General features: G+C 53.7%; 9 protein-coding genes. 3 read left to right on the top strand and 6 right to left on the bottom strand.

The genetic code is table 11. The annotated features are described in order from the left end of the window. Positions 1-20: 20 nt before the first annotated feature. Genes RB216_RS08310 through RB216_RS08300 form a run of 3 tightly spaced genes read left to right on the top strand, consistent with a single transcriptional unit; the run spans position 21 to position 2,715 of the window. Complete coding sequence (locus tag RB216_RS08310) at positions 21-665, top strand: DapH/DapD/GlmU-related protein (protein WP_308908549.1); 645 nt, start codon at positions 21-23, stop codon at positions 663-665. Positions 666-707: 42 nt separating this feature from the next. Then, positions 708-1,505, top strand: a complete 798-nt coding sequence (locus tag RB216_RS08305) for a glycosyltransferase (protein WP_308908547.1) — start codon at positions 708-710, stop codon at positions 1,503-1,505. Next, positions 1,498-2,715, top strand: coding sequence for a glycosyltransferase family protein (locus RB216_RS08300; protein ID WP_028619482.1), 1,218 nt, complete (start codon positions 1,498-1,500; stop codon positions 2,713-2,715). The genes RB216_RS08305 and RB216_RS08300 overlap by 8 nt, the downstream gene beginning before the upstream one ends. Before the next feature lie 65 nt (positions 2,716-2,780). Here the strand turns inward: RB216_RS08300 and RB216_RS08295 are convergent, their stop codons facing one another. From RB216_RS08295 to RB216_RS08270, 6 genes are all read right to left on the bottom strand, one after another. Further along, the gene (locus tag RB216_RS08295; protein WP_028619481.1) at positions 2,781-4,775 is read right to left on the bottom strand and encodes a polysaccharide biosynthesis protein; all 1,995 of its coding nucleotides are present in this window, start codon (positions 4,773-4,775) and stop codon (positions 2,781-2,783) included. A 97-nt stretch (positions 4,776-4,872) separates the two neighbouring features. Further along, entirely contained in the window at positions 4,873-5,886 is a 1,014-nt protein-coding gene (locus RB216_RS08290) for an MraY family glycosyltransferase (RefSeq protein WP_028619480.1), read from the bottom strand. Between the two features lie 129 nt (positions 5,887-6,015). Then, positions 6,016-7,281, bottom strand: coding sequence for a glycosyltransferase family 4 protein (locus RB216_RS08285; protein WP_028619479.1), 1,266 nt, complete (start codon positions 7,279-7,281; stop codon positions 6,016-6,018). Next, positions 7,282-8,412, bottom strand: coding sequence for a non-hydrolyzing UDP-N-acetylglucosamine 2-epimerase (gene wecB / locus RB216_RS08280; RefSeq protein ID WP_308908545.1), 1,131 nt, complete (start codon positions 8,410-8,412; stop codon positions 7,282-7,284). It lies immediately after the preceding gene. A 68-nt stretch (positions 8,413-8,480) separates the two neighbouring features. Next, entirely contained in the window at positions 8,481-9,599 is a 1,119-nt protein-coding gene (gene wbjC, locus RB216_RS08275; RefSeq protein ID WP_028619477.1) for a UDP-2-acetamido-2,6-beta-L-arabino-hexul-4-ose reductase, read from the bottom strand. Positions 9,600-9,602: 3 nt separating this feature from the next. After that, on the bottom strand, positions 9,603-10,637 hold the full coding sequence (locus tag RB216_RS08270) for a polysaccharide biosynthesis protein (RefSeq protein WP_016975325.1): 1,035 nt from the start codon (positions 10,635-10,637) through the stop codon (positions 9,603-9,605). Positions 10,638-10,968: the final 331 nt, after the last annotated feature.

Raw genomic sequence — 10,968 nt, 5'->3', positions numbered from 1 at the left:
GCCAACACGAGTAGACCGCGGTGTCCTATTTTTTTAAAAAACTTAAGCAACATCACGTCTTCATCGTCCCCATGGTGATCGGGCAATTTCTGTTTGTATGGCGAGCCTTTATTCACCTCAGAGCGCTCCCTGCCCCCGGGAAACGTGCCTATCTTGGTCGTGCGCCCAAGGTCTTTGGCCTGGAACACATCACGCTGGGTAATAATTTCAGAGTAGGTGAAGGGCTCTGGCTGCACGCGGTCTCTCAATATCTCAAGTTCATGTATCAGCCGCAGGTCGACATTGGTGAGAACTTTTCCGCCAGCGACCATTTGCATATAGCGTGCTGCAACAGAATAACGATTGGCCGCAATGTCTTGATGGGCAGCAAGATTCACATCACCGACCACTCCCACGGCGACTACTCGGGGGAAAACCAATCCAGCCCCTACGAAACACCTTTTGAACGAAAACTGGCCAGCAGCGGCCCCGTGACCATTGGCGATAATGTATGGATCGGGGACAATGTCGTCGTACTGCCGAACACCTCTATCGGCGATGGGGCGATCATCGGCGCCAACAGCGTTGTCGCCAAAGATATCCCCAGTAACGTCATTGCCGTGGGCTGCCCTGCCAGGGTAGTGAAAGTCTGGAGCGATAAAGAGAGCAAATGGTTAAATATTTAAACGTGACTCAGCATGGGCGGCTCCACACATCAAAGGCATGGCATGACGCGTAAGATTGCAGTAGGTATTGTTGTCTATCACGCAGGTGCTGAGTTATTGCGTAGGCTCGAATTAACGTCGTCGGATGGATTTGAAGTCTACGTATTCGACAACTCACCTGACGTTACCAACGTGCGAGAACTCGCGGAGCTTGACCCGCGCATCCACTATTTTACCTGTGGCAAAAATCTGGGATTGGGCATCGGCATTTCAACAGTGTGTGCCAATGCCTATCAACAGGGCCACTCAGCACTTCTGTTTTTTGATCAGGACACCGGATTCAGCAGCGAAACACTGTCTTACATAGAGAATAACTATGCCGACAACAGCGACGCATACAACGAGTTCAGCGCAATCGCCTTCAAAGCCGGCGGAAATGCTCAGGTACAGGATGTGCCTTTACTGATCAACAGTGGCAGCCTTTATTTCCTGGACAAACTCAAAGCCCTTGACTGGATGGACTGCAGCTATTTCGTTGACAGTGTGGATTATAAGCTGTGTTTGGACTCGTTAAATAAGGGCTATCGCATTGGCGCCTGTGGTGCCACACCGGGGTTCGATCATGTCACGGAGCAGGCTGATAGTCGCTATCGCATCGCGGGTCGTACGTATTCAATGCGGGCGTATTCAGGTTCCAGAATAAAAGACACTGTTTCGTCGAATCTCAAACTTATTTTTTCTGCGCTCAAGAGCCGCCAGGTTGGCTTCGCGCTCAGAATAACAAGACTACTGACGCTCTATTGCGCCTCTCAGATCCTCGTCAGGGTAATCAATACATTAGGAATTTTTAAACGTGACTGATGAAAAAGGCATGACCGGCGAGCGCTCAGCCATTTTTACCGTGTGCAACCTGGCTTACTTATCAAAGGCGCTGGTGCTGGCCGAGTCATTGGTAAAATTCGACCAGCCGAAACTGAAGATCTATATTTTTGATCGTAAGGTCGAAATGGACCTCCCGACCGACCTGGCAGAGTTCTATTGGGTTGAAGAGATCGGATTGGCTGACGTCCGGCACTACGCCTTCAAATACGACATCGTCGAGTTCAGTACCAGCCTCAAGCCCTGGATCACCTTAAAGCTCCTTGAGCAGCACGATAAGGTGGTGTTCCTGGACCCGGATACCTGCGTGTTCAGCCGCCTCGATGGTTTATGGGGCGAGCTCGACACGCGCGACATCATTCTAACGCCCCACTACGTCACGCCTCATGTTGAAGGTGATATCGGGATGCTGCGCTTTGGCTCCTTCAACCTGGGCTTCTACGCAGTTTCCAATACCTCAGAAGGCATACGGTTTCTTCAGTGGTGGAATGAGCGCTGCCTGGAGCACTGCTATTTCGAAACGCAATTCGGACTTTCGACTGATCAGAAATGGGTCAGTATTGCTCCCTGCTTCTTCCCGACCCTGCACGTATCGTTCAATCTTGGCTACAACGTAGCTTTTTGGAATAGCCATGAGCGAACCCTCTCGCCTGACGGCCAGGGTGGCTATACGGTAAACGGGGAGTGCCCATTGGTTTTCTTCCACTTCAGTTCGTTTGATGAGAAGAACCCGGCACTGTTGAGCAAGCGTGCATTTGCGGGAAGAGAGAAACAACGTGAGGACCTTCAGGAAGTCAGTTTCTATTACAAGGAACGACTCTCCAACTTCTCATCCTTCCCTTCCAGCGCCGCCTATGCATTTGATTACATGAGCGATGGAAAATACATATCGCCTACGCTGAGAAGGGCCTACGCCAGCGTGCTGGATGAGTTACCTGCCGGCCATGACCCTTTTGATGCCAGCGGCCCCGTTTATACTTTTGCCAGGAAGAACTTCTTGTTCGAGGCGGGCGGACAATACAAACCGGCCGGGTTTGGTGATGCGCAAACTCACTCTGGAAAGCTCCAGATCATTAACTCAGTGCTAAAGGGGATTCTTTACGTTGTAGGCCCCAACCGGTTCATGAACATATCGAGACTGTTTGTCTACCTCTCGAGCTTCAGGCTGAACAAGAAGCTCTGGAAGCTCTAATACAAGGCCCTATTGCGAGCTCTGATGAACCGGCAAACAGGTCCATCAGAGCGGCAATGCGCTGATCAGACTTCGCGGTGTCGCTGAATATGCACCCAGTCAACGATCTCACCCTCTGGGGCGTAGCCGCTGACGGTGTCTTTCAACAGCTGCCTGACGAGCGAAAAATCCCCCTCCTCAACAGCCGCCAACAAGCCTTGCAACCGGCCCTTGAGCACTTCCCAGTCCAAGAGTTCCTCATTGGCTCGCATGATCATCGGATGACTCGTGGCAGCGACGTTGTCGCCAATCAACAACTCTTCATAGAGCTTTTCACCCGGACGCAGCCCACTGAAATTGATCAGGATATCTCCGTGCGGGTTTTTCTCGGAGCGGATACTCAGGCCTGATAAGTGAATCATCTTTTCGGCAAGCTCCACGATTTTCACAGGCTCGCCCATATCGAGCACGAAGACATCTCCCCCCTGCCCCATCGAACCCGCCTGGATAACCAACTGCGCCGCTTCAGGTATCGTCATGAAATAGCGGGTTATTTTCGGGTGGGTCACCGTCAGCGGCCCACCCGCCTGGATCTGCTTATGGAACAACGGGATAACCGAACCTGACGAGCCCAGCACGTTACCAAATCGAACCATGGTGAAACGGGTTTTATTGACCCGCGAGATATTTGACGCATCACCAAACAACCTCGGCGCCAACTCCTTGCTCAAAGCTTGTAATACAAGCTCCGCCAGCCGCTTGGTGCTGCCCATCACGTTGGTTGGCCGCACAGCCTTGTCGGTCGAAATGAGCACGAAGTTCTCGACACCTGCCTGCAGTGCAGCCTGCGCGGTATTGAGGGTGCCGATCACATTATTAAGAATACCCTCGGCAATATTGTGCTCCACCATGGGTACGTGCTTGTAGGCTGCTGCATGGTAAACCGTATCGACTGACCAGGTATTCATAACCTCCAACAGCTTGCCGGGATGTCGCACCGAACCAAGGATCGGCAGCAGCGTTACATTCAACGACTCTGATTCAACACGCTGTTCAAGTTCGGACAGGATGCAATAAAGGTTGTACTCACTATGATCGAACAACAATAGGCTGGTGGGTTCCAGCGTGAGGATCTGACGACAAAGTTCCGATCCAATCGAACCGCCCGCACCGGAAACCAGCACTACACGGTGCTTGATGCATCGCTCCAGCAACTCAGGCTGCGCAGGTACCGGATCTCTACCGAGCAGGTCGGCGATGTCCACTTCCTGGATATCATCGACTTTGACTCGACCACTGGCCAGGTCCATGAATCCGGGAACACTGCGCACATGCAACGGGTATCCTTCCAGATAACCCAGTATTTCTCTACGGCGAGATCGTGTGGATGACGGTATTGCCAGCAGCAGCTCTTCAGCACCGGTCTCATCGATCATCTGCTGGATGCGCTTAGGCTTGTAGACCTTCAGCCCTGAGATGATGCGATCCGAGATGCCGCTGTCGTCATCGATAAAAGCCACCGGACGCATCACCCGGCCCATGCGCAAGGCCGCTACCAATTGATTGCCCGCCGCCCCGGCCCCGTAGATAGCCACCTTGATAAGGCCATCATCACGACTGGTGAAAGGCACATGCTGCGCGGCGGTAAACCAGTCCCCCTGAAAGTATTGACGCATCGCCAAGCGCAAGCCGCCAATGATGACCATGCTCAGCCACCAATAGTTGAATACGATTGAACGGGGCACCACCGTCTGATGATTGCTGTACAAATACACCACCAGAGCCAGCAACAATGCGGAGAGGCTGACGGCCTTGATGATTGCAATCAGCGCATCATTGCCGAAATAACGCATCACTGCCCGGTACATGCCAAAGTGGATAAAAAGCGGGATGGCAATCACCGGCGCACTGAGAAACAGCCACAAATGGACTACAAAGGGGTTGTTGAGGTCATCAAACCCCAGGCGCACAACAAATGCCAACCACAACGCCGTCCATACCAGAACGATGTCGGTCGCCACTTGCAAGAAACGTTTATGCCTGCGCGGCAAGCCCACCAACCGGGTACGTAAACTATCCATAAACCCTTTTATACCTCAGTCCCTAGCACTGCCAGCAAAAAAATGACAGTCATGTGAGTGTGCAACAAACCCTTGAATCTCCATTGCCCATCAATTATCACGCTTTTTCAAGCTCACCCGCATGAAACTTAATCGCGAGCAACACCAATGGAATATAGGCCACCATCAAGCCCAGAACGCCGTCAAACCCTAGGCCGACAAAGAGCGCGATGGGCAACAACCACAACAGATTGATAGCCATCACCGTCAGCGTAACCGGCAAATGACGCCCCGCCAGGCGTGATGCATATTGATAGGCATGACTTCGATGCGCTTCATACACCTTGTCTCCGCGCAACAGGCGTCGCCCCAGGGTGAAGGTCGCATCAACGATGAATACACCCAGCAAAATCAACCAGACCCAAAGCATCTCAGGTGCCGCCCACGCAGCCTGAAGCGACAGGATGCCAATCACTACCCCCAGGAAGCCACTCCCAGCATCGCCCATGAAAATGCGGGCAGGAGGGAAGTTCCAGTATAAAAACCCAAGCACCGCGACCGCTAACAGCATCGGTGCAATCATGAGGTTTTCATGACCCGTCAGCCAGTACACCAGGCATGCGCCAGCACAAGCGCACACGGCCTCAATGCTAGCAATGCCGTCAATACCGTCCATGAAGTTGTACAAATTCAGCATCCAGACCAGATACAAGGCTGCCAGTACGTGACCCAACCAGCCAAGGTCCACCTCAACGCCGACGAGGCTGATCGTGGGAAGCCCTCCCATCCAGAGCAACGCCCAGAGGGCTGCGCCAAAGTGGGCCAATAGACGCCAGCGTGCTGCGATATGACCATGATCGTCGAGAAAACCAACGACCGCGATCAACGCCCCAGCCCCCAATAATGGCAATGCGGCACTCCAACTGACCCAACCAGCAAACGCCACCAGCACCAACGTCACCAGGTACGTCAGTACGATTGCGACACCACCACCTCGTGGCGTCGGTACAGAGTGCGAACTGCGGCCATTGGGAATGTCCATCAAACTACGCGACAAGGCATAACGGCGTAGGACCCAAGTCAATAGAAGCGATGCTGAAAGCACCGCGGAAAACACCAACCAAATGGTCATGTAGGAAACAGTTCCTGAAACAGATGCGGGCAAAAGGGTTCAGCGTTCATCACTGGTCGGCACTGCCTGGTACTCGACATCGTTCAGGCAGCACAGCCAGGAACGGCATCGATGAATGAAGGCTTGCGGTCATTTTTCGTTGCGCCTCAGGGTAGCCTTCCGGAAAAGCGCCTCAAGACGGTCGAACAAGGTCTCCTTGGAAAAATGCTCAAGATAATAACGTCTGCCCAACAAGCCCATACTCTCGAGCTCGGGCTTGGGCAACGCCCCCATGGTGCGCACAATATTCGCGAGTCCCAGGGCATCGCCAGAACCACACACCATGCCAGCTCCCGACCCGGCAACAACGTTGGCCGCCTCGCCGTCAATCATGGCAATCACGGGTTTTCCCGATGCCAGATAAGCCTGGACCTTACCCGGGATGGTTTTCTCGAAAACGTCATTAGTCCTCAACGACACCAACAAAGCGTCCGCAGCGGCGAACAGTGCCGGCATTTTTTCCAGCGGATGCCTTCCGAGCAGCAGGACGTTATCCATTCGGTTCTCCGCCACATGCTTGGTCAGCCATTGACTGGCCCGGCCATCCCCCACAATCACCCAGCGCACAGGCAGGTCCGCCTTGACCGCATTGACTGCCGCCATGATCGCTGGAAAATCCTGCGCGTCACCAATGTTGCCGGCAAAGAGGATCGTAAACACCGTATCGTCGCGCTGCAGCAGCTCAGAAGGCGCTTGCACCTCCCCCGAAAAATCATCCTCGGCCCAGCTGGGGAAATACACCAACCGATCTGTGCCCATCGCACGCGTGCAGTATTGCTTGACGTTCTCGTCGAACGAACGTGACTGCAACAGCAAGTAATCGGTACGGTTGTAGATCCAGGAGACCACCTTGCCAACCAGTCTAAGCAGCCGAGGGCTTTCGATAACCCCCACCGCCCTGAGACTTTCCGGCCACAGGTCCAGTACCCAGATGAACACCGGGGCCTTTTTCAAGCGACCCAGCACCAGGGCTGGGATTGCCCCCATGATTGGCGACACACCATATACAAAGATCGAATCGAACGACTGGCCGCGCAGTTTGTAACTGCCAACGATAGAGGCACTGCTGAAAAACGAGAGGTAATTCATGGCCAGCGTGAAGTTGCCCTTGCCTCGCGCCAGCATCGGCACTCGGATAACGCGAGCCCCCCGATAACTGGAGAACTGCGTGGGATCACGCCGAAAATCAGCAAAGACCTGCCCTTCCGGATAATTAGGCAAGCCGGTGAGCACCGTCACCTCATGGCCTTTGGCGACAAAGCCTTCGACCATGTTGTTGATGCGCATGTTTTCGGGCCAAAAGTATTGGGTCACCACCAATATCTTGAGTGGCTTTTCCTGGGAGAGCCTGTCCAATCAATATTGCTTCCATACGGTGCGCATGACGTAGTCACGGTAGCTATGGATAATCCGCACGACCTTTTCAGCGACATTGGGCATGCTGTAATCGGCGACAAGCCGTAGCGTCCGCTCTTGCCCCGATGCCTGGCTTTCCAGAAGCTGCAAGCCTTGCATGGCACGCTCGACCTCCAGGCCGACCATCATGACAGCCGCCTCTTCCATCCCTTCCGGCCGCTCATGGGCTTCTCGCAGATTCAGCGCGGGGAAATTGAGAATCGATGACTCTTCGTTGATGGTGCCGCTGTCCGACAGCACCGCTTTGGCTGTCAGTTGCAACTTATTGTAATCCTTGAACCCCAACGGCTTGAGCAATTGCACATTCTTGTGGAACTTCACACCCATGGCATCGACGCGCTTTTGCGTACGAGGGTGAGTGGTTACGATCACCGGCAAGTCGTAATGGGCAGCGACGGTGTTCAACACTTCGACCAACTTGAGGAAGTTCTTGTCGGAATCGATATTCTCTTCGCGATGCGCACTCACGACGAAAAACTTGCCGGCCTCCAGGCCAAGCCGCTCCAGTACATCCGAGGCCTCGATGCCATCGCGGTAGTAATTGAGCACTTCAAACATAGGACTGCCCGTCTTGATCACCCTGTCCGGCGGCAGCCCTTCGCTCAACAGATAATCACGCGCAATGCTGCTGTAGGTCAGGTTGATGTCAGCGGTATGATCAACGATGCGGCGATTGATTTCTTCAGGCACGCGCATGTCAAAACAGCGATTGCCGGCTTCCATGTGAAATGTCGGGATCTTGCGGCGCTTGGCCGGAATCACAGCCATGCAGCTGTTGGTGTCACCGAGGATCAGGAGGGCTTCGGGCTTCACGTCCTCCAGCACCTGATCCACCGCAATGATCACGTTGCCGATCGTTTGCGCACCACTTGCGCCGGCAGCGTTGAGAAAATGGTCAGGCTTGCGAATGCCAAGATCCTGGAAAAAAATCTCGTTCAATTCGTAATCGTAGTTCTGCCCGGTATGCACCAGGATGTGTTCACAGTGCTCGTCAAGCTTGGCTATCACCCGCGACAGGCGAATGATTTCAGGGCGCGTCCCCACAACCGTGACAACTTTCATTTTTTTCATTTCAACACTCTTCCAGAATCATTGGCATCGGAGCCGTCCGCCCCATGCATTGCCTGACGCGCCCATGCTCAGGCTTGAGTACCCACCGGCATTGCAAAGGTGTCCGGGCGCTCACGATCAAAGATCTCATTGGCCCAGAGCATGACGATCATCTCTTCCTCCCCGACATTGGTAATGTCGTGAGTCCAGCCAGGCACCGTTTCCACTATCCGCGGTTGCTCACCCTCAGTAAGCAGCTCATAAAACTCCCCAGATACTATATGGCGAAAGCGAAAGCAGGCCTTGCCTTTGATTACCAGGAATTTCTCGGTCTTGGAGTGGTGATAATGACCGCCCCGTGTCACGCCAGGGTGGGCGGTGAAATAGGAAAACTGCCCACTGTCCCGGGTCTTCAGCATTTCAACAAAAACGCCGCGTGGATCACCGTACTTCGGAACGTCGTAGGTAAATTGCTCGACCGGCAGGTAACTGACGTAGGTGGAATAAAGTGCTCGCACCAGGCCTGTGCCAACGGCCTCGCTGATCAGCGTGTCGCGACTGTCGCGAAACGCATGCAGCTGATCCGCTAACTCCCCCACAGAAATGCTATACACCGGGGCCACCTGATCAACTGAATCGTGAGGCGAGCCCGTGTCCATTAGCTGGGTGAAATAGTCGACCACATCGTCGATGTAAACCAGGCTGACCATCGCGTGTCGATCATTGACTTGGATCGGCAGGCCTCGGGTGATGTTATGGCAGAAAGTCGCCACGGCCGAGTTGTAATCAGGCCGCGCCCATTTTCCGAACACGTTGGGCAGGCGCAGAACATGAACCCTGGAACCGTGGCTCGCCTGTAGATCATGCAATGCATGCTCAGCAGCCAGTTTGCTGATGCCGTAGGGATTATCGCGATCAGCCTGGGTCGAGGAGGTATAAAGCACGGGAGTGGGCTTGCCACTCATCTTGATTGCGTCGCACAGAGCCAGGGTCAAATCAGCGTTGCCAACCTTGAACTCCTCGGACGATTGCGGACGATTAACCCCCGCAAGGTGGAAGACAAAATCAACTTCGGCAACCAGCGCGGGCAATTGAGCGATGTTGTTATCACGGGTAAAGGCAACCACGTCGATATCACTGCGCTCACTTAAATGCGCTATCAGGTTCTTACCGACAAACCCGTTGGCGCCGGTGATCAGTACCTTCATCACTCACTCCTCCGGCGTAGCGAGTTCGCCACGCTGGATTGCCTTCATGAACTCGAGTTTGAGCAGCAGCCGTTGCATGCCGGCCACATCCAACCGCTCAGTGTTATGAGAGTTGTAGTCTTCTGTGCGAGAGATTTTTTCTTCGCCCTGCTCTACAAATTTTGAGTAGTTCAAGTCACGCAGGTCGGGCGGAATGCGGTAGTAATCGCCCCTGTCTTCAGCGCAAGCCATTTCTTCACGGCTCAGCAGCGCTTCAAACAGCTTTTCGCCATGACGAGTACCGATGACCTGGATAGGATGCTCAGGCTTACCGACCATTGCGGTCAAAGCCTTGGCCAGGGTTTCAACTGTCGCCGCTGGTGCCTTCTGAACAAAAAGATCACCATTGCAGCCGTGCTCGAAAGCATACAACACCAAGTCCACGGCGTCCGACAGCGTCATCATGAAGCGCGTCATGCTCGGATCAGTCAACGTCAATGCCTGACCTGCACGAATCTGTTCGATGAACAGAGGAATCACAGAACCTCGTGAAGCCATGACGTTACCGTAGCGAGTACCGCAGATAACCGTCTTGGCATCATCCACGTTACGGGATTTGGCAACCATGACTTTTTCCATCATTGCCTTGGAGATACCCATGGCATTGATCGGGTAGACAGCCTTGTCGGTGCTCAGGCAAACCACTCGCTTGACCGAATTCTGGATAGCGGCTTCCAGGACATTCTCAGTGCCAATAACGTTGGTCTTGACCGCCTCCATGGGATGAAACTCGCAGGAAGGCACCTGTTTCAGAGCAGCAGCGTGAAAAATGTAATCCACGCCGCGCGTGGCATTGAGAACGCTCTGGTAGTCGCGCACATCACCTATGTAAAACTTCAGCTTGGTGTCGGCATAACGCTTACGCATGTCGTCCTGCTTCTTCTCGTCGCGACTGAAGATGCGGATTTCTGCGATACCACTGTCGAGGAAACGCTTGAGGACGGCGTTGCCGAATGAACCGGTGCCACCGGTGATTAGAAGCGTTTTTCCGCTGAACATAGTAAGTCCTAAAGCAACGCGCACATCACGACAAGCTTCTAGTCGGCCACTCACCTCAATGCCTGCAGACCAACAAAGCCAACCTGCCGCCCCGGAATGCTCAACGGTGAAGAGGTTCAAGGAAAACGTCGAAGCTCGTTAGCAAACAGCCCGAAAAATAAGCTTGGTGTGGTGCAGTTAAAGATGAAGGGCATGGAAATTGGTGGCTATTTTAAGGCCTGCATCCTTAAAGTCAAAAGCGAACACGGATGCGTGAGGACATGCCCAAACGGCAATGAGAGGATGGGCACCAGACTCGACACCCTAGGGAGATTAACGCTGACTGGTTATT

Source organism: Pseudomonas canadensis, from assembly GCF_030980095.1.
In the GTDB taxonomy this organism is placed as follows: domain Bacteria; phylum Pseudomonadota; class Gammaproteobacteria; order Pseudomonadales; family Pseudomonadaceae; genus Aquipseudomonas; species Aquipseudomonas canadensis.
This window is presented reverse-complemented; position numbering and strand designations above follow the sequence as displayed.

Bases quoted from the DNA above. Each gene is read 5' to 3' on its own strand.
- RB216_RS08305 (WP_308908547.1), top strand. From the start codon at position 708: ATGACGCGTAAGATTGCAGTAGGTATTGTTGTCTATCACGCAGGTGCT.
- RB216_RS08270 (WP_016975325.1), bottom strand. From the start codon at position 10,637: ATGTTCAGCGGAAAAACGCTTCTAATCACCGGTGGCACCGGTTCATTC.
- RB216_RS08295 (WP_028619481.1), bottom strand. From the start codon at position 4,775: ATGGATAGTTTACGTACCCGGTTGGTGGGCTTGCCGCGCAGGCATAAA.
- RB216_RS08290 (WP_028619480.1), bottom strand. From the start codon at position 5,886: ATGACCATTTGGTTGGTGTTTTCCGCGGTGCTTTCAGCATCGCTTCTA.
- wecB (WP_308908545.1), bottom strand. From the start codon at position 8,412: ATGAAAAAAATGAAAGTTGTCACGGTTGTGGGGACGCGCCCTGAAATC.
- wbjC (WP_028619477.1), bottom strand. From the start codon at position 9,599: ATGAAGGTACTGATCACCGGCGCCAACGGGTTTGTCGGTAAGAACCTG.